Source organism: Kitasatospora sp. NPDC127060 (assembly GCF_042724935.1).
Classification (GTDB): domain Bacteria; phylum Actinomycetota; class Actinomycetes; order Streptomycetales; family Streptomycetaceae; genus Kitasatospora.
Genome location: NZ_JBHXEG010000010.1, coordinates 39,521 through 62,343, shown reverse-complemented (window position 1 = coordinate 62,343; position 22,823 = coordinate 39,521). Strand labels below are relative to the sequence as shown.

At 72.1% G+C, this 22,823-nt stretch carries 9 protein-coding genes; all 9 read right to left on the bottom strand.

Features of this window, described 5'->3' with window-relative positions; all coding sequences use genetic code 11:
* Positions 1-30: 30 nt before the first annotated feature.
* Positions 31-1,386 carry a hypothetical protein gene (locus tag ACFWIS_RS08630; RefSeq protein WP_380454146.1) on the bottom strand — a complete coding sequence of 452 codons (1,356 nt, stop codon included), beginning with the start codon at positions 1,384-1,386 and terminating at the stop codon, positions 31-33.
* Between the two features lie 115 nt (positions 1,387-1,501).
* Complete coding sequence (locus ACFWIS_RS08625; protein WP_380454148.1) at positions 1,502-1,948, bottom strand: hypothetical protein; 447 nt, start codon at positions 1,946-1,948, stop codon at positions 1,502-1,504.
* A 97-nt stretch (positions 1,949-2,045) separates the two neighbouring features.
* Positions 2,046-18,467 carry a protein-glutamine glutaminase family protein gene (locus ACFWIS_RS08620; RefSeq protein WP_380454150.1) on the bottom strand — a complete coding sequence of 5,474 codons (16,422 nt, stop codon included), beginning with the start codon at positions 18,465-18,467 and terminating at the stop codon, positions 2,046-2,048.
* Positions 18,468-18,552: 85 nt separating this feature from the next.
* Positions 18,553-18,855, bottom strand: a complete 303-nt coding sequence (locus ACFWIS_RS08615; protein WP_380454152.1) for a hypothetical protein — start codon at positions 18,853-18,855, stop codon at positions 18,553-18,555.
* Positions 18,848-19,315, bottom strand: coding sequence for a YbaB/EbfC family nucleoid-associated protein (locus ACFWIS_RS08610; protein ID WP_380454154.1), 468 nt, complete (start codon positions 19,313-19,315; stop codon positions 18,848-18,850). Before ACFWIS_RS08610 ends, ACFWIS_RS08615 begins: the two co-directional genes overlap by 8 nt.
* Before the next feature lie 35 nt (positions 19,316-19,350).
* Positions 19,351-21,603, bottom strand: a complete 2,253-nt coding sequence (locus ACFWIS_RS08605; RefSeq protein WP_380454156.1) for a hypothetical protein — start codon at positions 21,601-21,603, stop codon at positions 19,351-19,353.
* 57 nt (positions 21,604-21,660) lie between these two features.
* Positions 21,661-22,122 carry a hypothetical protein gene (locus ACFWIS_RS08600; protein WP_380454158.1) on the bottom strand — a complete coding sequence of 154 codons (462 nt, stop codon included), beginning with the start codon at positions 22,120-22,122 and terminating at the stop codon, positions 21,661-21,663.
* The gene (locus ACFWIS_RS08595) at positions 22,122-22,409 is read right to left on the bottom strand and encodes a hypothetical protein (protein WP_380454159.1); all 288 of its coding nucleotides are present in this window, start codon (positions 22,407-22,409) and stop codon (positions 22,122-22,124) included. Before ACFWIS_RS08595 ends, ACFWIS_RS08600 begins: the two co-directional genes overlap by 1 nt.
* A gap of 63 nt (positions 22,410-22,472) precedes the next feature.
* Positions 22,473-22,820: a hypothetical protein gene (locus ACFWIS_RS08590; protein ID WP_380454161.1), complete on the bottom strand. Its 348-nt coding sequence runs from the start codon at positions 22,818-22,820 to the stop codon at positions 22,473-22,475.
* Between the last annotated feature and the right edge of the window lie 3 nt (positions 22,821-22,823).

The window sequence follows — 22,823 nt, the reverse complement described above, 5'->3', positions numbered from 1 at the left end:
TGGTGCTCGGTGGTACGGGGGTGGGGCGGGTCAGCCGGTGCAGTCGGCCCGGACGGCGGAGGCGGCGTGGTGGGCGTAGGTCTTGACGCTGTCGCCGACCCAGTCCTGGCCGCGGCTGTGCATCACCACGGCGATCCGGCCGCCGCTGAGCGGGAAGGTGCCCGCCGAGACCCACTGGCCCCGGTAGGAGACCTGGTTCACGAGGAAGGACTGGTTCTGCACGGTGTAGTAGGTCGGGGCGCCGCCGACGGCCTTGATGTCGCCGTTGTTCGGGACGTAGACCGACAGGCGGCAGCTGCCGGTGGTGAGCGAGCCGGTGTTGAAGGTCCACACCACCGAGTTGCTGTTGTCGTCCTTGCCGGCGGCGCCGGACATCGGCATCGAGGCGAAGCCGCCGCCGCAGCCGTCGCCGGTGTAGCCGCCGGAGTTGTTGCGCCAGCCCTTCTGCCCGTCGTCGTACCAGCCGTTGCGCTGCATGGAGGTGGACCCGCCGCAGCCGGGGCCGGCGACGCCGCTGTAGGTGGGCGCGGGCGGCGGGGCGGGCTGGGCCGGCTTGGCCGGGGGCGGGGCCGGCTGCTGGGGGTTGGCGGGCTGCTGCGGCTGGGTCTGGGCCGCGCCGGAGCCCTGGCCGCTGCCCTGCCCGGCGCCCTGGCCGGTGTTCTGCCCGGTGTTCTGCCCGCCGCCCTGGCCGGTGTTCTGGCCGCCGCCCTGGGGTGCGGCGGCGGCGGTGTGGCCGGGGGCCGTGGCGCCCTGGCCGCCCTGGTCGGCGCCGATGCCGGGCGGGACCGCTGCGGCGGCCGCGGCGGCGCCCTCGCCGGGCTGCGGGCCGGCCGGCTGTCCGGGCTGGCCCGGCTCACCGGGCTGGCCGGGCTGCAGCGGCTGGTCGCCGGGCGGGTTCCCGGGCCCGTCGGCGCCGGGCACGTACCCGTTGCCGCCGCCGTCCGGCTGGGAGAACCCGGCGGGCGGCGGGCCGTCGGCACCGGGCGTGCCGGGGCCGTCCCCGCCGAAGCCGGAGATGCCCAGCGGCACCCCCACCAGCACCAGGCCGGCGATCACCGCCGCGGCCACCATCGGCTTGGGGATGCGCCGCCCGGCGCCCTCCCCCTCCGTGGCACCGGCCGGCGCGGGCACCGCGCTCACCCCGGGCCGGGCCTGCCCGGCCGACGCCTGCGCCGCGCCGCTCCCGGCGACCGGGGGCACCGCCCCGGCGGCGCCCACCGCCCCGGCGGCACCCACCGCCGCGGGCGCCTGCTCCTCGGTACGGGCCGCGCCCGCACCCGGCGCCCCGGCCTCGGCGGCCGGCTCGGGGACCTCCCAGGCCACGGCGGGCAGCTGGATGCCCCCGCCCGACGACCCGCTCCCCCGCGCACTCCGTTCCCTGCCCACCCGCGCTCCCTGGCCCTCGACGACGACGCTCGACGGGTCCGGCCCGCCCCGCCGCACCGGCCGCGCGACGGGAACCGCCCCTCCCCCACACGACGGGCGGCACACGCCGCAGGGTTCAGCTGGTTTCCAGGCGCCAGGCCGGCTCGGCGGGGCGCGGCGGGTGGAGGACGAAGTCGACCGCCCGCTGGAGGGTCTGCGGTGACGGCTGCGGGCACGGCCCGGTGCGCTCGCTCAAGTGGGCGAGCAGCCCGGGCTCGGGGGCGAGGTCGTACTCCTCCAGGTAGTAGGCGACGGTGTCGGTCCAGATCCACTCGCCGTCGGTGCGGTAGTTCATCGGGACGGCGCCCCGGCGGGAGGTGTCGAAGATGTCGTCCATCAGCATCGGCGTCACCAGCACCTCCGCCCCGGACCTCAGGTACCCGACCAGCGCGGCCCGTTGCGCCGCGTCCCGCACCAGCGCGTGGTCCGGCGAGAAGCCCGGCCCGGTCACCGGGTCGACCAGGTCGAACACCGCCGCCAGGCGGAAGTCCGGCGCCGCCTCCCGCCCTTGCTGCTGTTCCACGCGTCGTGCTCCCGGTCTCGTGGCCCCGCACCGGGGCGCCCTCACCCGGTCAACGGCTCCGGGCGCGGGCGGCGTTCACCCGGTGGTCGTTCCGGGGTCAGGCCGTGCCGGTGAGGTCGGGCCGCGGGTCCTTCTTGTACCAGCCCAGGAGGGCCGCATCGAGTTCTGGGGAGAAGGTCCACTTCAAGGGGCTGTTCTTCGTGCTGGCCTTCAGTTTCACGACGAAGTCCTCCCGGTCGCCCTTGTACTCGTCGGCGAACTTCATGACGGCCCTGGCCAGGACCGGCTTGAGCCGCCTGTTGGCCTCCTCCACTGCGCCGGCCTCTGCCCTCTGCGCCTGTTCCCGGGCCAATTCCCGCGCTACGGCCTTCCTCTCGGCTGCCTTGTCCGCGAGCCACTGGCGCTCCCAGGCCCCGTCACTGCTCTTCGCGGGGAAGTACTTGAAGACGACGTCCTTGTTCTTGGGCGTGTGCTTGCCGGGAGGCGTGAGCGTGGTCATCTCGTTCCAGCCGTAGTCGAGGACGTGCTGCACCTTGACACCGCCCTGCGTGACCGTCCGCTCCGCCACCGCAAGGGTCGGCTTGTTCCTGGGGTTCGCGTATCCCACATAGGCGCTGACCCCCGGGAACGCGTCCTGGAAGTCCTTGACCACGTACTTGCAGCTGTCGCACGTGCCTTGGGAGGAGAGCACGGCGATCACCCCCTCGGTCTGAGGGGGCAGCTGCGCACCGGGCTGGACGGCCGCCTTCTCCCGCGGCTTGCCGGGCGCGTTCCTCGGGTCGTAGGGAACCTGCTCGACACCCCATTCCGCCATCTTCTCGTAGACCGGCTGCAGCCCCTTCACCTCGGCGTCGAAGCGCTGCTTGTCCAGATTCTCGTAATCCGCCCATCGTTGGGCGGCCTGGAACGGCCGAGCCTGCCGGTCGACGCCGTTCTTGTCCCCGCTGACCTGGGCGTGGGGCATGTACCAGCTCTTGTCGCCCTTCAACTCCAGGCCCATCACGACGTGGGTGTCACCATCGGGAGTTCGGGCGAAGAGCGGTTCGAGGAGGGAGGCGTTCAGCACGAACCTCGCCGCCTGCACGGAGCCGGGTTCCGGTCCCACCACTGGGGGTTCCGGGTCGTTGACCCGCTCCTTGCCCTTGCCTTCCGTCCCCTCCGGCAGCTTCGTCCCGTCCTGCGCGTCGGCAGGTCGCGGTCCGCCCGACAGTACGTTCTCGACCCCCTCGGCAGAGTTGGTGTCGAGGGGCCTGACCTCGGGGTCGGGGGCCCTGACCACGGGGGGAGCGGGGTCGGTCTGCTTCTTGTTCTTCTTCCCGAAGGCCAGCGCGCCCTCCAGCTTGCGGTCGGGAGCGAGGGTGCCCGGCTCGGCGCTCTCGTAGCCCTCGGGGCGCTCCCGGTCCCGCTCCGGGTGGGCGGGGGCGGGCAGATGGGCCCCGCGGTCCACGACCGGGGGCGTCCGGCCGTCCGCCGTGGGCCGGGTGACCTCCCGGAAGTGCCCGCCGGCGACGATGGCCGGCACGCCGTCGGCCGTGTAGCCGACCTCGGAGGCGACCACCAGGTGGCCGGGGCCGTCCGTGCCGTCCACCCGCGGGGAGAAGTACACCGGGCCCGTCGCGACCAGCGCGCTGCTGCCCAGGTCGGCGAGGCCGAGCTGGCGCATCACCTCGGTGACGAAGTCGAGGCCGGGCGCCTTCCCGAGGTTGCAGGAGACGAACTGCAGCCGGTCGGTGCCGTTCCAGACATCGCCCGCGTGCAGCCCCGCCAGGATCCCGGCGACCCGGTCCTCGGTCAGTTCCTCGCCGTCCAGCACCGGCCTGCCGGTCTCGGGGTCGGTGTGCACCGGCAGCGTGAACACGCCCTCCTGCGCGGGGAAGCGCGCCAGGGCGTACCTCTCCGCCGGCGACGGATCGGGGTTCCCGAGCCACCAGCCGTGGCCGGGGCCGCCGAACGCGCTCAGGGGCGCGCCGACTTCACCCGCCGTCGGTACCGGGTCGGTCCAGTACCAGTCCGCCGGGAGGTTGATCGTGTCGAAGGGGGCGGTCTTCGCCAGCGTGCCCTCCTCCAGGTAGGCGCTCACCTCGTGGATGTTCTCGGCGGTGTACCGGAACACCGCCGGAGCGTCGCCCTCGGCGATGTCGACGCTGTTGTGCAGTTCGACCGTGAGCGCCCCGTCCTGCGCCAGCCTGAGGTGCACCGTCACGCTCTGGCCGGTCAGCTTCGGGTGGGACGGGGTGATCTCGATGGTCTTCTCCCGACCGTCCGCGGACTGCCGCTCGGTGATGCGGTGGTCGGCCCGCAGGTCGTCGGGGTAGGCGGCGCGCAGCGCGGCCTCGCCGTAGAACCCGGCGAACAGGTCGAACGCGTGCTCCATCGGGGTGTCGTTCGTCCAGCCCGCGATCGTCTCCGTGACGTCGTGGAGCGTCATGGGCGCGGCGTCCACCCGGATGACGTGGAAGGGGCCGTCCTCCTCCCGTCCGGTCACCGTCAGCCTGGTCGGGCCGAGGGTCACCTCGTACTGTCCCGGGTTGACCTCCGCCGGGCCGCCCGGGAGCATGCGCTCCCGCGGGTAGGACAGTGCCAGCATGGGGTGGGACAGCGGCACCCGGATCTCGAACAGCGCGTAGCCGTCGGGCTTCGACATCCACTCCTGGACGAACTGCCGGTCGTAGGAGGTGGAGGAGGGCACGATCTCGGTGAAGCTCTGCTGCTCCCGCGTCTGCTCCGACATCCGCACCGCGCGGTACAGCAGCAGGGTTGCCTCGGCGTGCGGCTGCCCCGCCGGGGGCAGGAGGTCCTGCGCGTGGGCGAAGAACCTCTCCAGGTTGCCCATCATCGTGGTGTAGGTGGCCGTGCCCTCCCGGTGGATCAGCCGGCCCGCCGGGTTGCGCAGGTTGGTGAAGGCTCCGGCGCGGATCCGTCCCATGAACGTGCGCAGGTCACTGCCGGGCGCGGCGGTGGTCAGGTGCCGTAGTGACATCTGCGTCCCGGCGGCGGTCTGTTCCTCGGTCGGCTGGGCGAAGCGCACCGCTTGGTCGTTGTGGCGGGCCGGGTCCACCGAGTCGACCAGTCCGTAGCCCTCGGGGTGGTCGTGGAAGGAGCCGTCCGGCGCCCGGTGGGCCCGGCGGTCCTCGACCTGGACCTGGACGGCACCGGAGTCGTCCCGGACCGCCCGGAACTCCCGCCAGTGGTCGCCGCCGACCATGACCGGGTGGCCGTCCTCGGTGAACCCGAGGGCGGAGGCGACCACCAGGTGCCCGGGGCCGCCCTCGCGCGGGGCGAAGTACACCGGCCCGGTCCCGGCCAGCGCATTGGTCCCCAGGCCCAACTCCTCGAGCTGGCGCATCACTTCGACGAGGAAGTCGTGGCCCGGGCCGCTCCCCAGGTTGCACGCCACGAACTGCAGCGTGTCGGTGCCGTTCCAGACTCCGGAGCGGCGCAGGTCGGCCAGGACGCCCGCCGTCTGGTAGGCCGACAGCGTGCCTTCGGGTCCGACCGGCAGGCCGGTGGCCTCGTCGGTGTGCACGGGCACGACGAACACCCCGGGCTGTTCGGGGAACTGCCGCAGGGCGTCGCGTTCCGCCGGCGGCACGTCGCCCGGGCCGATCCGCCAGCCCGCGGCGGTGGCGCCGAAGGCCGACAGCGGCTGGCCGACGTCCTCCGCCCGGGGCGCGGGATCGTGGGCGTACCAGTCGGCGGGCAGGTCCAGGATCTCGAAGCTGGGGTGCTCGGCCAGCGTCTGCCCGCGCAGGCTTCCGCTCACGCCGCCGATGTTCGCGGCGTCGTAGACCATCGGCTCCCGCTCGTACGGCTCGCCTCCGTCGACCGGCGCATCGTCGCTGGAGTGCCAGCGGATCGAGACGGAATCGCCGTCGTGACTTATCGTCACTTCGGTGAACTGTCCCCTCAGTTCCTCCTTGCGGTGCTCGATCCGGACGGTCTTCCGGAGGCCGTCCGATGACCACGACTCCGTGATGCGGTGGTCCGGCCCGAGGCTGTAGGGGTAGGCGGCCCGCATCGAGTCGTCGCTGAAGAACCGGGCGAACTGCCGGAAGGCGACCGGCATCGACGTGCCGCTGGTCCAGTTGTCGACCTCGGCGTGGATGTCGGCCACCGTCATGGGCTCGGCGTCCACCCGGATGACGTGGAAACCCCCGTCCTCCTCCCGCCCGGTCACCGTCAGACGGCTGGGGCCCAGCGTCACCTCGGACTGGCTCTCGTTCACCGGCGCCGGATCGCCCTGCGCCCTGGCATGGCCCGGCGGGAACGACAGCGCCAGCATCGGATGGGACAACGGCACCCGGATCTCGAACAACGCGTAGTTGTCGGCCCCGCCCCCGTTCGACATCCAGTCCTGGACGAACTCCCGACTGAAGGAGGTGGAGGCGGGCAGCAGCTCGGTGAACCCCTCCCGGCCCCGGGCCTCGGAATCCATCCGCACCGCCCGGTACAGCCGCAGGGACTCCCCCGCCGGCTGCGCCCCGGCCGACTGCAACGCCTGCGCGTGGTCGAGGAACCTCTGTACCTGGCCGAGCAGGGAGTCGTAGCGCTCCCCCTCCCGGACCTTGAGCATGCCCTCGTCGTCGCGCTTGCTCGTGAACCCGCCGCCCTTGATCCACCCCATGAAATGGTGCAGCTCCGGATCCTCCGCCGCGGCGTCCAGATGACGCCGGGCCAGGTCCACCGCGACCGGGTCAGCGGGGGGCGGCGGCGAGGCGGCGGAGTCCGGGAGCGGCGGCGAGGCGGCCGGCTGCCGCAGGTCGTCGGCGTTCGATTCCGCCAGGGGCTGACCCGCCGCCTCCTCCGCTTGCGCCTGGTCGAGGTCGTACCAGTCGTAGGGGAGGTCGATCGACTCGAAGCTGGTGTTCTCGTTCAGCTTCTGCGAGCGCAGACTCACACTCACGGTGCCGATGTTCTGGGCACCGTAGACCAGCGGATCCCCTTCGTGCGTTCCCTCCTCGTAGACCGTTTCGTCGCGGAAGCGCCAGCGGAGCGAGACAGAATCGCCTTCTTGACGGACCGTCACCTCGGTGAACTGGTCACGCGGATCGCGGGGGTGCTCGATCCGGACGGTCTTCTGGAGTCCGTCCGATGACCACGTCTCCGTGATGCGGTGGTGGGGCTCCAGAACGCCGGAGTAGGCGGCCCGCAGCGAGCCCTCACTGTAGAACCGGGTGAACTTCTCGAACGCGACCGGCATCGACATGGGACTGGTCCAGTTGTCGACCTCGGTGCGGATGTCGGCCACCGTCATGGGCTCGGCATCCACCCGGATGACGTGGAAACCCCCGTCCTCCTCCCGCCCGGTCACCGTCAGACGGCTGGGGCCCAGCGTCACCTCGGACTGCTTCTCGTTCACCGGCGCCGGATCGCCCTGCGCCCTGGTATGGCCCGGCGGGAACGACAGCGCCAGCATCGGATGGGACAACGGCACCCGGATCTCGAACAACGCGTAGTTGTCGGCCCCGCCCCCGTTCGACATCCAGTCCTGGACGAACTCCCGACTGAAGGAAGTAGAGGCGGGCAGCAGCTCGGTGAACCCCTCCCGGCCCCGGGCCTCGGAATCCATCCGCACCGCCCGGTACAGCCGCAGGAACTCCCCCACCGGCTGCACCCCGGCCGACTGCAACGCCTGCGCGTGGTCGAGGAACCTCTGCACGTCGCCGAGCAGGGACTCGTACCGGTCCCCGTCCCTGATCGCGAGCATGCCCTCTTCGTCCCGCTTGCTCGTATACCCGCCGCCCTTGATCCACCCCATGAAATGGTGCAGCTCCGGATCCTCCGCCGCGGCGTCCAGATGACGCCGGGCCAGGTCCACCGCGGTCTCGTCGGTACCGAAGGTGAACGCGCCCTCGATCGGGGTCAGGTCCGGGTGCTTGCGCGCGTCGATCTGCGCCCTGGTCGCGTCGTCGATCAGGACGGCAGAATCGCCGGCCAGACGGCCGTTCCGGTCCGGGCCGCCGAAGAACTCCCACGGCGCCGTGTGCGTCAGCGGCGTCCCCTGTCCGGGCGCGGCGAGCATGTCACGCCACTCCTGCACGGTGGCTTCCCGGTCGGGGAAGAGCAGCGGGTCGATCACCCGTTCCCCGGCCGCCGTCTCGACCAGCACCGCGACGTGGTGATTCCACTTGTGTCGCTGGTGGAGGTACCCGTTGCCCTCGGGATGGGCCCAGATCTTGGCGAGGTGCTGCCGGCCGGTCGCCGGGGCCGCCAGGTTGATGAGCTCGGACAGCGCGTGGGCCCGGAATTCGCAGCCGTCGACGCGGTCCGGGTCGTCGGGTCGGTAGCGGCTCATCACCGTGGCGTGGAGCTGCCGGAACTGCTCGGCGGAGGGCTGCCCGGTGGGCTGCTGTCGCAATTCGGCCTGCCGGACGCGCAGTTCCAGGGGCCGTGCGAGCGATGCGCTCTGCAGCAGCCCCAGCAGTGCGTCGGCCGCCCGCACCGAGCGGACCACTCCGACGTTCTGGATGGCCGTCAGCACCTCCTGCTCGGCGTTGATCCGGGTGATCTCGTCCTCGTCGTCGTTCTCGTCGGCGCGCCGCCATTGCTCCCTGAGTTCGTCGGAACGGGTCCTCACCTTGCCCAGGTAGCCGCGGTAGTCCTCCGTCTCGGACTCGCTGCCGCTGTCACTGTCGCCGTCCGACTCGGAGTGCTCGCTGCCGGTGTCCTCGGCCGACGCCATCTCCTCGTCGGACGAAGCGGGGTCGTTCGGCCGGACGCGCTTCACCGAGCTCGGGCCCACGCCCGGATCCGGACTCGAACCCTCGTCGTCGGTCCCGTCGTTGCGCCTGCGGCGCCCGGAGAACGCCACCGCGTCGTCCTGCGGCGCCAGCTCCCGCTCGCGCGGAAGTGCCCCGCCCGGGGAAGCCCCGCCCGGGACGACGGTGTAGCCCTCGGGCGCCGGCGCCGAGCGCGGCGGCAGGCTCGCGTCCACCGGCAGGTGGGCGCCGAGGTCGCGGACCGTGATCGGGGCGTCGGGGGCCGCGTCCCGCCGGACCGTCAGGCTCGCCCAGTTGCCGCCGTCCACCAGGACGGGACGGCCGGAGCCGTCGAAGGCGAGCTGCTTGCCGACCACCAGCGCGCCGGCACCGTGCGGGTCGCTGCGGAACGGTCCCGCGACCGGGGGCGCGAACCAGGCCAGGCTCCTGGGGGCGTAGACCTCCAGGTCCCGGCCGGGCAGGCGCAGGCGCAGGTGCCGCAGCGTGCCCGCGGCGAACGACCGGGCGCCGTCGCGGGCCGCCGAACAGGCCACCAGCTGAACGGGCTTGACCCCGTCCCACACCTTTCGTTCGTACAGCGAGACGAGCAGGTCGGCGGCTTCGCTCTCGGTGAGGCGGCTGCCCTTCCAGAGCGGCACGCCGTCGGAGCCGGTGTGCATCGCCACGGTGAGGAAGCGCCCGTCGACCGGGAAGCGGTCCAGTGCCGCGGCCATCCGCTGCCGGACCCGCGGGTCGGCGCCCGGGTCGTCCAGCCGGTAGGCGCCGGAGGTCTCGTGGTGGACCAGTGCCGTGCGCAGGTCGCCGGTGCGGTCGACGGCCGGCGGGTCCGGGAGCGGCGTCGGCACCAGGGGCCCGGCTTCCGGTGCCTGCGTCTCGTGCTCCGGGAGCGGCGGCGAGGCGGCCGGCTGCCGCAGGTCGTCGGCGTTCGATTCCGCCAGGGGCTGACCCGCCGCCTCCTCCGCTTGCGCCTGGTCAAGGTCGTACCAGTTGAAGGGGAGGTCGATCGACTCGAAGCTGGTGTTCTCGTTCAGCTTCTGCGAGCGCAGACTCACACTCACGGTGCCGATGTTCTGGGCACCGTAGACCAGCGGATCCCCTTCGTGCGTTCCCTCCTCGTAGACCGTTTCGTCGCGGAAGCGCCAGCGGAGCGAGACGGAATCGCCTTCTTGACGGACCGTCACCTCGGTGAACTGGTCGCGCGGATCGCGGGGGTGCTCGATCCGGACGGTCTTCTGGAGTCCGTCGGGCGACCACGTCTCCGTGATGCGGTGGTGGGGCTCCAGAACGCCGGAGTAGGCGGCCCGCAGCGAGCCCTCACTGTAGAACCGGGTGAACTTCTCGAACGCGACCGGCATCGACATGGGACTGGTCCAGTTGTCGACCTCGGTGCGGATGTCGGCCACCGTCATGGGCTCGGCATCCACCCGGATGACGTGGAAACCCCCGTCCTCCTCCCGCCCGGTCACCGTCAGACGGCTGGGGCCCAGCGTCACCTCGGACTGCTTCTCGTTCACCGGCGCCGGATCGCCCTGCGCCCTGGCATGGCCCGGCGGGAACGACAGCGCCAGCATCGGATGGGACAACGGCACCCGGATCTCGAACAACGCGTAGTTGTCGGCCCCACCCCCGTTCGACATCCAGTCCTGGACGAACTCCCGACTGAAGGAAGTAGAGGCGGGCAGCAGCTCGGTGAACCCCTCCCGGCCCCGGGCCTCGGAATCCATCCGCACCGCCCGGTACAGCCGCAGGAACTCCCCCACCGGCTGCACCCCGGCCGACTGCAACGCCTGCGCGTGGTCGAGGAACCTCTGCACGTCGCCGAGCAGGGACTCGTACCGGTCCCCGTCCCTGATCGCGAGCATGCCCTCTTCGTCCCGCTTGCTCGTATACCCGCCGCCCTTGATCCACCCCATGAAATTGCGCAGCTCCGGATACTTCGCCGCGGCGTCCAGATGACGCCGGGCCAGGTCCACCGCGACCGGGTCAGCGGGCAGCGGCGGCGAGGCGGCGGAGTCCCGCAGGCCGCTGCCGCCGTCGGTGTCGTGCTCGCCCTGGTGGTCCTGGTGGTCCTGGTCCTCGGGGGTGAGGCCGGTGACCTCCGGGTCGTCGGCGGACCATTCGCCCACCAGGTGCTCGTCCGGGAAGAGCCCGTCCGGCGCGACCTCGCTGCGCAACTGCTCCTCGGTCAGCGGGGAGAGGAAGCGGTAGCGGGAGTAGGTGTCGCGGTAGGTGAGGTCCGTGTGGGCGAGGTCGGGGTCCGCGCGCTCCTCGGGGGTGAGGCTCTCGGAGAACATCCGGGAGCCGGACAGGATCTCGTGGAAGGTGTGGTCGCCCGCCTCCAACATCCAGCCGAGCAGCCCCAGCCTCAGCAGCTCGAAGTCGACCGGGCCGCCGCCGATCTCGTTGAGCGTCTGCTTCCCCTGCTCCGTCCTGGCGAGCTCCTTGACGGCCTGGAGCATCCCGAAGGCCGTGCCGGAGGTGCCGCTGACGACCAGCCCGCCGCTGTCGTGGGCGTCCTGGTGGAGCTTGGAGTCGAGCTTGTAGTAGAAGGACTTGGCGCCGGGCTGCCAGCCCAGCCGGCCGTCCTTCTCCACGGCGCTGTACCACTCGCCGCGGCCAAGCGGCGGGTTCACCTCGAAGGGGTGGCGGTCGGTTTCGAGGATGCTCTTGGCCTGGCGCTCCGCGGCCTTCTGCGCGGCCTCGACCACCCGCTTTCGGTCCCAGTCCGGGATGTGTCCGCCCTGGAGCTCGACGTAGTCGCCCCGGATCCGCTCGATGACGGGCCCGTACGGCTCGTCGGTGCGGAACGATTCGAAGGGCTCCGTTCGTCCGTGCTCGGCGGGCGGGTTCAGCAGTTCCCCGTAGACCTTCTTGATCTCCGCGGTCAGCGGGTTGACGACCTCCTTGCCGATGTCGTGGCGGTCCGCCCGTTCCTGCTTCAGCTGCTCCGGGCGCGGCAGTTCCCGCTTCCGTACGAGCTTGGCGAAGTGGTTGGAGGTGTAGCCGTTGTAGAGCAGCGCCATGCGCTCGCGCAGGTTGCCGCCGTCGACGACCTCCTGCAGCATGTGCCGGTCGGTGCCGACCATGCCGGTGGTGCCCGTGCTCCTGGACCCGAACTTGGCCTTGTCCTTGTCCCCGGTGGTCATCCGCCAGGCCAGGTCCACGGCCTTCTTGACCTCGCGCTGGACGTCCTCGCGGCCGAGCAGGTGGGTGGCGAGCCGCCGCTCGAAGGCCTGGGCGTGTTCCAGGTACTGGATGTGCCGGAGGTCCTCGGGCGCGGCGTGCGGGGCGGCTTCCAGGGCCTCGCTCGTCGGGGCCGGGTCGGGCGTGTGCTCGGAGCCCGCGAGGTCCTGGCTGCGCGGGTGCTGCTGCGCCTTCTCCTTGTGCGCCTCGACCAGGTAGCCCTCGAACTCCGGGACGAAGTCCTCGGTCCGGTAGTGGTTCCAGACCGAGTCCCCCTCCTTCACCTTCAAGCCGGCGACCCGCAGGCCGCTGGGCTTGTCGGCCGACTGCGCTCCGTCCCGGATGAGGCCCTCGTAGAAGCCGGGGTGGAACTTGAACTGCGTCCCGTCGGTGAGGAAGTCGTACTTCTTCAGCGTCTCCGGGACCTCCTTGGCCGGCCAGTCCTCGGTGATGTTCTTCACCTTCAGCCCCGTGGCCTTGCGGCCGAGGACGAGTTCCATGACCACCGGCAGGCCGGAGAGGGAGTGGCTGTAGTTGGCCGCGTGGTCGAAGTCGTCGCCCGTGTAGAGCCCCGGCCCCAGCTGGGACCAGCCTTCCTTGTTCTTGACCGCGCCGATCTTGCCCTGGAGCAGGTACCCGCGCAGCGTCCAGGCGTCGGTCACCCGGAAGACCGGCTGCCCGGGCTCCAGGGTGACCACGACCATGTCCGGCTGGACGCGCCCTTCCAGCTCCTTCGCCACCTTCGGGTCGACGGTGGCGCCGGTCTCCACCGCCACCGGCCTCCGCTCGTCGGGGCGCAGCTCCGAGTAGTGCGCCACCTGGCCCTCGCCGGGCCGGGGGTCGCGGTAGACGTGCACCTTGCGGCCGTTGACGCCGGAGTTGAACTCGGTAGGGATGTTTCCCTCGTGGACCACGAGGTGGATGCCGAGGCCCTCGGCGAGGACGCGCGGCGCGTCCTGGTAGGACGCGGTGTCCCACTCCGGCGCCAGCTCCCGCAGCTTCTCGACGGTGAGTTCGCCGTGCTCCCAGGTCGCCAGCCGGCGGGCGCCGGCGAGGACGGCGGGCAGCAGGCGGTCACCGTCGCCCGGCACCTCGACGACGTGGTGCAGTCGGCTGTCGAACAGGACGTTCACGCGCGACTCGTGCACCGGGGGCGGCGCGCTCGGCGGCGTGTTGCGGGGGTTCTCGGCGGTGTGGGTCGCGCCGTTCGGCGGGAGCAGCGGGCCGGGGCCCTCGCTCTCGACCACGCTCTCGCTCTGGCGGTGCTGGTCCGTCAGCGGGGCGTCGGCCGTCGTCTCCTGGTGGGAGCGGTACTGGCCGTGGGCCAGGTCGCGCAGGACCGGGCCCGAGTGCAGGACGTCCTGGATGCGCTGGAGGTGGCGGGACAGCACGGTGAAGTCGTCGCGGTGGGCCGAGGTGCCCATCACGCCGTTCTCGCCCGCCCAGAGGTCGCGGCGGCGCAGTGCGAAGGCGTCGCCCGGCTTCCTCGCCGGCTCGACGTACTCGTCCGGGAGGCCGAGGAAGTGCAGCGCCTCGTGCAGCAGCACGCCGGGCGGGCTCTGGTCGTACCAGTGGAGCTGGTCGCTGCGCCCGTTGCCGGGCAGGACGGTGATGCTCTGGTGGGCGTCGGCGGCGTCCTGGACGCTCTCGACCCGCAGGTGGACCTGGTCGCCGCCGGGCAGGCGGAAGCGCTCGTTGAAGCGGTCGGAGACCACCGCCCGGGTCCGGTCGAGCATGCGGGCGGCGGCGTCGGCGGGCAGCGGGCGGCCGTCCGGCCCCTGGAGGTGCAGGTTCAGGGTGAACTCGGTGACCCAGTGGCCTGGTTGGGCCTCAAAGCGCCGTACGTCGTAGCTGATTTTGGTGTCGGCGCCGTGCAGGCCGCCGAGGCTGCGCTGGCGTTTCTCGTACTGCTCGCGCACCCCGGGGCCGGCGATGTCGCCCCGGCCGCCCTGGCCGCGCACCCGGGGGTCGAAGCGCACGGTGTCCATCCGGGCGGGCGGTGCGAGGGTGCGGATGTCGGCCCAGGCGGAGGCGGGCAGCAGCGGACGCGGGTCGGCGGGCGGTACGGCTGCGGGCGGTACGGCGGGGGGCGTCTGGGCGGCGGTGTCCGGCACGGTGTCCGGGACCGGGCCGGTGGTGCGGGTGAGCGGGCCCGACGGGGTGTCGGGGGTGGGGGCCGGCTTCTCCTCGGGCTCGGGTGTGGGCTCGGGTGTGGGCTCGGGCTCGGCTTCGGGCTGCTCGTCGGTGGGGCGGCGGCCGAAGACGTTCTCGTTGGCCGCCTCGTGGCCGCGCCAGCGTTCGCCGTCCAGGTCCTTGGGCGCCCAGTGCTCCCGGTAGGCGTCGAAGAAGTCGCCGCCGTACTCGGTCTTCAGCTTGCGGGCCTCCGCCTCCGGCACCTCGCGGCCCTCGGCGAGGCGGTCGTAGCCGGCGGCGGCGTGCTCGCGGGCGGGCAGCACGTCGCGTTCGAAGGCCACGTGCTCTTCCAGGCCCGTGGTCAGCCGGTCGCGCTTGCGCCGCCAGATCTCCAACTGCTCGGTCAGGCCGGTGCGGTGGTCGGCGTCCGGGTCGCGCAGCAGGGAGCGGAAGGTCTCCTCGAAGGTGGCGCGGATCCGCTCGGTGTAGCCCTCGCGCACCCGCCGGGCGGCGGCGGTGGGCGGCGTTTCGGAGTGGTCGGTGCGGCTGCCGCGCACCGGTCCCAGGGCCATCTCGACGGAGACGGCCGAGGTGCTCGCGTTCTCGGGGGCGTCCGGGCCGCCCAGGTCGTGCGGGACCTCGGCGCGGGCGGTGTCCTCGGCGACGCGCAGCGCCTCCTCACGGGCGCCGTGCAGGGCCAGCAGGCGGTTGACCCCGGCCGGGGAGGTGAGCCGGTCCAGCTCCTCCTTGAGCCGGGCGGGGTCGCGGTCGGCGGCGGTGTGCTCGGCGACCAGGCGGTCGGTGCGGCGGGCGAGGTCGGCGCGGGCGGCGGCGACCGCGCGCGGGGACGGGCCGTCGGCCAGGCCGAGTTCGCGCAGCGCCTCGTCGCCGAACTGGTCGGCGGCGGTGTCCTTCCAGGCCGCGGCCGCGTCGTCCACGGCGGCGACGGAGCGCTTGCGTACGGCCTCGCGGACGGCCTGGACGGCGAAGTCGTGGGCCAGTTCCAGCTGGTGGCCGTCCAGCGCCTCCTGGAAGTCCGTCTCCAGCCGTTCCCGGCCCAGGCGCGTCGGGTCGACGGGGACGAGCTCCTCGCCGTCCTCGCCGCTCTCCTCGTCCTTCCTGCCGTGCCCGTCCTGTCCGTCCTTCTCCTCGAACAGCCGGACGGAGTCGTCGTCGCCGTACAGGTCCTCGATCCGCTCCCGCAGGGCCTCGGCGGCCAGGTCGCGGTCCTCCGCTGACGGGCGGACGTCCTGCGGCACGCCGGCCGCCTCCAGCAGCGCGCGGTCCTTTTCGGAGAACTTCTGCGCCGACCACTGGGCGTAGGCGTCGTCCACCACCTGGTCGACCCGCCCGAGCGCCTCGGCACGCGCCTGGCGCAGGTCCAGGTCCCCGGCGGCCTCGCGCAGGCGGCGCTCCAGCGCCCGGGCGGCCATGGCGTTGCGCTCGGGGGTGAAGTCGGTACGGGCGGTGAACAGTTGGGCGACGTCCTGTTCGGCGTCGGCCCGGAAGCGCTCGGTGGCCTCCCGGCGGATCTCCCTCTTGGTGTGGTCACCGGCGTGCTCGGGCCCGAGGCCGCGGTCGGCCAGCAGCCGGTCGAAGCGGGTCATGGCGAAGGTGAGCGCGAGCTCGCGGCCGCCGGCCAGTTCCAGGCGGTCCGCGGCGGAGTCGAGGATCTCCTCCCGCTCGTGCGGGCGCGCCTCGATGTCCTCGCGCATGGACTCCGCGGCCCGGTGCCACACCGGCGTGTCCGGTGTCACGAGGGGGCGCAGCTCCCGGGGCAGGCGGTCGACGCCCTGCGTGAGGCGGTCCTCGACGGCGCGTCGGGTCGCCTCCCGTTCCTCGGCCTCGGCGAGCCGGGTGTCGTGGTCCTCGGCGAGGGAGCGCTGCCGGTCCTGCCAGGCCGCGTGCCGCTCGTCGGCGGCGGGCGCCTCGATGTGCTCGGGCGACTCGACGCGGTGGTAGGGGCGGCCGGAGGCGGTGGTGGAGTGGATCGGGGCCGTGTCGGGGGTGTGCCGGCCGCCGGGCACGTCCGGCTTCGGGTCACGCGGCGGGGTGGCGGGCGGCAGCGGGTTCTGCGGGTCGGGGCGGTTCGGGTCGGGGTTCTGCGGGTCCGGGCGGTTCGGGTCGGGGTTCTGCGGGTCCGGGCGGTTCGGGTCGGGGTTCTGCGGGTCGGGGCGGTTCGGGTCGGGGTTCTGCGGGTCCGGGCGGTTCGGGTCGGGGTTCTGCGGGTCCGGGCGGTTCGGGTCGGGGTGGGCCGGTGCGGTGCCGCCGTCGGAACTGGTGCGGACCGTCGGCTGCGTGGCGGCCTCGTTCCGGACGCCGTCGTTCGCGTGCGGCTGCGGCTGCGACGGCGACTTCGTGTGCCCGCCCGTGCCTCCCTCGGTCCCGGTCGAGGGCAGGTGCAGGGGCGGTTCGGAGCCTTCCTCGACGACGGTGGTGCGGTGCTCCGGACGCGGCCTGGGCTGCGGGGTCGGCTTCCCGGTGCCGCCCTGGCCGCCGGCGTCCGCGGAGGACGTCGCGGTGGCGCCGCGCTGCCCGCCCTTCGCCGGCTTCCCGTCGTCGTTCGCGTCCTTGGAACCGCTCGGGGCGTTGTCGCCGGGCCCGGTGCTCTCGGTCTTCCCCTTCGTCGGAGTCGCGGACGTCGACGTCTTGGGGGCGGCGGCCCCGCCCTCCTCGGACTGGGTCCTGACCTGACGGTAGGGGGCCTTCGGGTCCATTCCCCCGTCGACGGAGGAGTTGAAGCCGCTCTTGCCCTCGGGGCTGGCGAGGACGCCTTCGGGGGACAGCGTCTCCCCGAGGATCTCGCTGATGTGCCCGGGCCGGCGCACCGGGAACGGCACCGGGTGGCCGCCCATGGTGCTGATCACCGCGAGGAAGTTCAGCGGGTGGAAGGTGCTGTAGTACTCGCCGTTCTCCTCGATCCGGGAGCTGTCCAGGCTGCGGACGAAGTCCGCGTACCGGGCGGTCAGCGGCGAGGCGAGGCCCATGATCATGTGGTGCATCCCGGACATCATGAAGCCGCCGACGAAGCTCATCCCGTTGGCCTGCCACTCACCGTTGTAGATGGTGTTGTAGATGCCCTCGGTGAGGTACTGGTTGACGCCCGACTCCAACTGGCCGCCCAGCATCTGCCCGACGTGGAACCACTTGTTCATCGTGTTGATGCCGCCCGCGAGTTCGGGCATCTTGTCGACCAGCATCTTGAGTTCGGGGGTGAGCGCGACCAGCTTGCTGTCCTTCTTGGCGAGGTTCTCCAGGGCCTCGGTGAGTGCTTCCCGACTGGCCTGCTTGGCCACCGTCTTGAGCGAGTGCTCGGCGAACTGCCGGCCGATCTGCTCGCCCATCTCCCGGGCGAACTTCTCGCCGATCTCGGTGCCGAGCTCGGCCACGAAGAGGTCGCCGAGCTGGCGCACGAACTTCTCGCCCATCGCGGCGCCCGTGCGGCGTCCGCTCTTGAAGCCCTTGGCCAGGTAGCCGGCGTTGTCCTTCAGGAGCTTGGAGATGCCGCCGGCGAAGCGTTCGGCGGCCTCGTTGCCGAGCAGCCGGCCGACGTCCTGGCCGGCCTCCTTCTCCAGGCCCTTGAGGCCGCCGCCCGCGGCGCCCTTGCCGAGGTCCCCGAGCGCGCCCTTGGCGAGGTCGCCCGCGGCGCCCTTGGTGAGGTCCTTGAGCCCGCCCTTGACGAGGTCGCCCGCGGCGCCCTCCCCGATCTCCTTGCCCAGTCCCCCGGTCAGTCCCTTGATGACGTCGTCGAGCACGGTCTTCATGAACAGCTTGCTCAGCCCGGCGCCGAGCAGCTTGCCCAGGCCCTCGCCCAGGATGCTGAGCGGGCCGCCGATCGCGCCGCTGATCGCGCCGAAGATCGCGGCCTGCTTGGTGAGGTCGGTGTCCCACTCGTGGCGGTCGCCGCGGTTGAACTGGATGCCCTGGATGATCGCGTCCAGCAGCAGGCCGCCGATGATGCCGCCGAAGGTGTGCATCACGATCAACTGGACGAGTTTCTTCACCAGTTGGAGCAGGAACTGCCGGGTGAGGATCTTCTGCCACTCCAGCTCGATGAGGGAGGCGCCGCCGGTGAAGACCGACCAGGCGATGGCGATGGCGATCTCCAGGAGCAGCTGGACGAGCTGGCCGATGGCCATCCATTTGGTGTACTCGACGCTGAGGGCGACCTTGTTGGCCAGGTCGGCCAGCTGGGTGCAGAGGTCGTGGGTCTGGTCGAGGGGTCCGGGCTGGCTGTCCGTGCCGACGAACTTGCTCCACTCCTTGCGGAAGGCGTCGGCGGTCTTGCCCTCGATCCGCTGGTCGCAGTTCTTCACCGCGTCCTGGATGTAGCCGGCCAGCTTCGGCAGGTCGTCGGCCAGGGCGAGGTAGTCGTCCCGGACGTCGCGCAGCAGCCCCTCGTCGGACTCCGGCCAGGGCATGCCGCTGATGATGTGGAAGAACTGCGCCAGGCCCGGGGAGACGTGGATCGAGGAGTGGGACACGGCGCGGGGCCTCCGGGGACGGAGCTGACGGCAGGGAAGGGCTGGTGGTGCGACGGGGGGGCGGGCGGACCCGGGCGGGCGGGTGCTACGTCGCCAGGTCCACGCCGTGCTGGTCGGCGGCATGGAAGAGGGTGACCGTGTCCTGGCCGTGCTTGGCCATCGCGTCGATCTTGGCCTTGATGCTCGTCGTCAGCCCGTACAGGTCCTCGGCCGGCTTGTCGATCTTGTCGTGGTACTGCTTGCCGATGTCGTCGCCACCGCCGGCCTTGACGTTCTTGGTGTGGATGTCCTCCATCTCCTTGGAGATCTTCTCGACCAGGGCGGACACCTCCTCGAAGTTGCTGAACGCCTTCCTGGCGTCGGCGTCCAGGCGCAGCGTGTCACCCATTGAACTCCTCCTGCCTGACGGACTTGGCGGCCCGGCCGGCGCCGGGGCGCATCGCGGTGAGCGGGGCGAGCAGCGTCTCCAGGTCCAGGCCGACGCCGGACGCGAACGGGTCCTCGTCGCCGCGCTCGCCGGTGAAGTTCATCCGCAGGCTCTGGCCGACGCCCTCGAAGCCGCGCATCTCGGCGGTGATCCGCTCGCCCATCCGGGCCTTGGCCTCGTTGAGGACGTCCTTCAGCAGGGCGCTCAACTCGGCGGGGGCCATGGACTGGTAGGCGGTGGTGTGGAAGTTCAGCGCGAGCAGTTCGCCCTGCGGGCCGACCTTCGCGGTGACCATCCGGTCCTTGCTGGTGGCCTCGGCGGTCATCGCCTGCATCCTGCGGGTGGACTCGGCCAGTTTGGCCTGCTGGTCCGCCAAGTCGGCCAGGGCCTGGTTCAGTTGGTCCTCGAACGCGTACGACATGCCTCTCCTGTTCCGGTCTGCTTCCTTGCGTGGGATCAGCGGCCGATCACGCCGCTGACCGCGCCGGTGTCGGTGCCCCACACCTCTTCGTCCTCGGCCAGCCAGGTGGTGCGCTGGCGGGCCTTCTCGCCCTGGCCGCCGGCGCCCATACCGCCGCCCATCGGCGGCACCATCGGCATCCCGCCGCTGGTGGACACCGACTGGCCGCGCATGGCGGCCTGCTCCTCGGCGGCCATTGCGGCGGCCTTCTGGGCCGCGGCCTTCTCCGCGGCGGCGCTCTCGGCGGCGGCCGCGCCCGCCGCGGGGCCGGACTTCCCGCCGGGCCCCTGGGCGAAGTTGTCCTCGACGCGGGGGCCCAGGCCGGCGCCGGAGCCGAGGATACGGGGGCCGGAGGCGCCGCCGGAGCCGGTGTACGCCGCGGCTCCGCCGCCGGAGCCGAGGCCGCCGAAGAGCCCGGGCAGGGGGGTGAAGGAGCTGCCGGTGCCGGAGCCGGAGCCGAGGTCGACCGTCCAGGGCGTGGTGTCGCCGGAGGACCCGTGCGGGAAGCCGCCGAGTCCGCCGAGGCCCCCGGTGCCGCCGGTCCCCCCGCTGCCGCCGCTGCCCATCGAGTTCCAGGCGCTCTGCAGGTCGCGGGAGCGCTGGAGGTAGTCGGGGATCGGCTTGCCGTCGGCGCCCAGCAGGGTGCCGTCCTGGGCGATCGAGCCGCCCTTCTCCAGGACGTACGGGTTGCCGTTGGCGTCCAGCACGGGCTTGCCCGCGGCGTCGACCACCGTGCCGTCCTCGCGCACGGTCGAGCCCTTGGGCACCTTGGCGTTGGCGCCGTTGACGCCTCCGCCGGTGCCGGCCGGCACGTTCGCGCCCGGGGGGACGACGATCGGCTTGCCGTCCTTGCCGAGCACCTCCTTGCCGTTGGCGTCGTAGACCTTGCCGCCGTCGCCGATGTAGCCGCCGGGCGGCAGCAGGATCGGCTTGCCGTCCTTGCCGAGGAGGACCTTGCCGTCCTTGTCGCGGATCGGTGTGCCGGCGCCGCCGGTGCCCCCGCCGCCGATCCCGCCCCCGGTGCCGCCGGTGCCGCTGCCGCCGATGACCGGCGGCGGCGGGGGGCCGCCGAGGCCGAGGTTCTGGTGCTTGCCGCCGGCCCCGCCCCCGGCCCCGCCCCCGGCCCCGCCCCCGGCGCCGCCGTCCTGCGGGTTGGGCACGTCCTTGGGGTTCGGGACGTCCTTGGGGTTCGGGACGTCCTTGGGGTCCGGCGCATCCTTGGGCGGGAGCGTGAGGTTGACCGGCACCAGCCCGAAGTACAGCTTTCCGATCAGCGGCTGGTAGGAGGTCCCGAGGTCGGTCATCGTGGCGTTGCCGGGCACGTCGAGCATGGTGGACACCTTCTCCAGCCACCGGGCCTTGGCCCGGGCGTCGAGCGCGGTGTAGAAGGCGTCGGTGCGCGGGTCGCCGAGCTCGGTGGTGTAGCTCCAGCCGTCCTTGCTCCCGGTCCAGGTCGGCGGGCTCTTGGCCATGACCTCCGTCAGGACCTCCAGGATGCACTGGTACGGGAAGCCGACCGCGTACCAGTTCTTGCGCGCGGTGTGCAGCGCGTCGATGGTGACCCCGATCTGGTGGGCCGCCGTCTTCAGCATCGACGCGTAGTCCGTCGCGGTCAACTGGTTGTTCAGGTCGTCGAGTTCGTAGGCGAAGCGCTCCAGGAGCATCTTGAACTCGCCGGCCGCGTCGCCCTCCCAGCTGCTGTCCGGCGCATTGATCTTGGTGGCCCACTCATGGGCGTCCTTGCTCTGGGCGGCCAGCCACTTCTTGGTGTCGTCGATCGCGGTGGAGGCGGCCAGCAGGCTCTGCGGGTGGATGACGTCGTTGCCCTTGGTGCTGACGTTGTTCCCCGTCAGCGCGTCCGCGTCGGGCAGGATCGGCAGCAGGATGTCCTCGCCCTGCCAGTTGAACTTGGACAGCGGGCCGGTGGGGTCGTTGCCCCACTTCGAGTAGTCGATGTGGATCGAGATCAGGAAGTGGTGCGCGTCGTACCCGTTGATGAAGTTCATCACCCACCAGACGTCGGCCGGCTTCCCGTCGGCGCCCGTCTTCTGGTTGTTCGGGTTATCGCTCTTCTGGCTGTTGTCGAAGTACCCCGACTCGTTGGTGAGCTTCCCGGTCAGCCACGGGGCGGCCTTGGGGCCCGCGACGTCCGCCCGCTTGACGATGTCCACCGGCGTCTTCTTGGAGTTGAAGGCGGCGAGGATGTCCTCCCAGGGCATGGTCGCCTGGGAGGGGGGCTGGGTGGTCACGGGGTTCTCCAGTGGGGTCGGGGGTGCGGGGTTCGGCGGGCCGGCGGCGGGCGGGCGCTACGGACCGGCCCCGCCGCCGCCACCACCGCCGCCACCGCCACCGCCGCCACCGCCACCGCCGCCGCCGGCGCCGATGACGTCCTGGAGGATCTGCATCATCTGGGCGGCCGTCAGGGCGTCCTCGTGCGCCGCGTCCATCTGCTGCAGGAACGACCAGATGTCGTCCTGGGCCTTGGCCAGCTGCTGGTGGAACTTCGTGAAGTCCTGCAGCACGCTGCCGGCCAGGTTGGAGGCGAACAGGTCGTGCAGGTGGATCCCGCTCTCGAACTGCCCGGTCAGCAGCTCGGTGAAGAGGGCGTCCTTGCCGACCCCGCTCTTGCCCGCGAAGGCCATCATGGCCTTGAAACCGGGGTCGTTCTCCAGTCGGGTCAGGCAGGCCGCCAGGACCTTGTACGCGAAGTCCTTCAGGTCGTCGTGGTTGACGCTGAGAGTGGCGGGCACCGTGGACGGCGTGGTCATCAGCCGATGCCCGCCGCGCCGCCCGCGTCGGCGGCGCGGAGCAGGCCGTGCATCTCACGCAGGATGCCGGCGCCCTGGACGATGTCGGTGTTCATCTCCTTGTTCTGGGTGGTGAGGGTGGTCTGGAAGGTCTTGGCGGCGGTGGCGAGGTCGCCCTGGAGTTCGTTCTGGGCGGTCTGGACGGCCGTCTCGAAGTCGGTCATGGCGCTGTGCAGGGCCTGGCCGGCCTGTTCCAGGGCGTCGGCCGCCTCGTCGATGTTGGCGTGGTGGAGCTTGATGGTGCCCATCGGTGGTCCTCCTCGGTGGGGTGGTCCGGATGTCTACGGATGTCTACGGATGTCTACGGGGGTTCAGGGGTTGAGGGTGTAGCGGATGTCGTCGGAGATCCCGGAGCCCCCGCCCCACTGGCCGGTGAGGCCCAGGGCCTCCTCGTGGGCGCTGTTGATCTTGCGGTGGCCGGCACCGAACGCGCCGTGGAAGGTGTCGTAGGCCCCCTGGAGCTGCTGGTACCGGCCCAGCCAGTCGTTGATCTTCTGCTGGTACTGGGTGCTGCAGGCGGCGTGGAAGTACGTCTGGACCTCTTCGTTGACGTCGGTGACCTGTGTGGCGGCGCGCTTCATGATGCCGAGGTGGTGCTCCAGGCTGGCGAGGATGCGCTGGACGGAGGCGTCGTCCGTCTGCAGGCTGGGGGTGGTCATTCG

Coding starts and splice junctions, on each gene's coding strand:
- ACFWIS_RS08615 (WP_380454152.1), bottom strand. CDS start 18,855: ATGGGTGACACGCTGCGCCTGGACGCCGACGCCAGGAAGGCGTTCAGC.
- ACFWIS_RS08590 (WP_380454161.1), bottom strand. CDS start 22,820: ATGACCACCCCCAGCCTGCAGACGGACGACGCCTCCGTCCAGCGCATC.
- ACFWIS_RS08595 (WP_380454159.1), bottom strand. CDS start 22,409: ATGGGCACCATCAAGCTCCACCACGCCAACATCGACGAGGCGGCCGAC.
- ACFWIS_RS08600 (WP_380454158.1), bottom strand. CDS start 22,122: ATGACCACGCCGTCCACGGTGCCCGCCACTCTCAGCGTCAACCACGAC.
- ACFWIS_RS08610 (WP_380454154.1), bottom strand. CDS start 19,315: ATGTCGTACGCGTTCGAGGACCAACTGAACCAGGCCCTGGCCGACTTG.